General features: G+C 34.9%; 1 protein-coding gene. It reads left to right on the top strand.

All coding sequences use genetic code 11. The features are described from left to right. Positions 1-785: Gldg family protein (locus FUA24_RS07490; protein ID WP_187388207.1), on the top strand; the 785-nt coding region annotated here is incomplete at both ends.

Genomic DNA, 785 nt, shown 5'->3' with positions numbered 1-785 from the left:
GCAGCTTAGTGTAACCGAAAGCGGCAAAGCATCACAAGCCATTATTTTCCCTTGGGCTTTGGCTAGTTTTAATGAGCAAACGGTGGCTATTCCGCTAGTTAAAAACAAAATTGGAGCCAACCAACAAGAACTGGTTTCAAACTCTGTTCAGCATTTAGAATATGCCTTTGCCGATGGTTTTAGCAAATTAGTTAACCCTAAACGTAAAAAAATTGCCATTTTAAAAGGCAACAACCAACTAAACGATGCCAATATTGCTAGCTTTATAAAAAAATTAAAAGACTATTATTACATAGCGCCTTTTACTTTAGATAGCGTAGCTACAAATGCTCAAAAAACAGGTGATGATTTAAATACTTTCGATTTGATTATTTCGGCTAAACCTACCGAAGCATTTACCGAAGAAGAAAAATTGATTTTAGACCAATTTACCATGAACGGAGGTAAAAGCTTATGGCTTATTGATGCTGTTGCTATTGAAAAAGATAGTTTATACAATGATGCTGGTAAAAACTATGCCGTAGCAAGAGATTTAAACTTAACCGATTTCTTTTTTAAATACGGTGTTAGAATTAACCCAAGCATTATTGCAGACCTCTACTCTGCCCCTATTATGTTAGCCACAGGTAATGATAATGACACCAGACTTATGCGCTTAAAATGGCCTTATGCGCCACTAGCATCTGGCAATCCTAATCACCCAATTACCAACAATTTAAACTTAGTGAAATTTGATTTTGCTAACCAAATTGATACCCTAAAAAACAATATTGAAAAAACTATTT

The organism is Seonamhaeicola marinus, from assembly GCF_008085455.1.
This window is presented reverse-complemented; position numbering and strand designations above follow the sequence as displayed.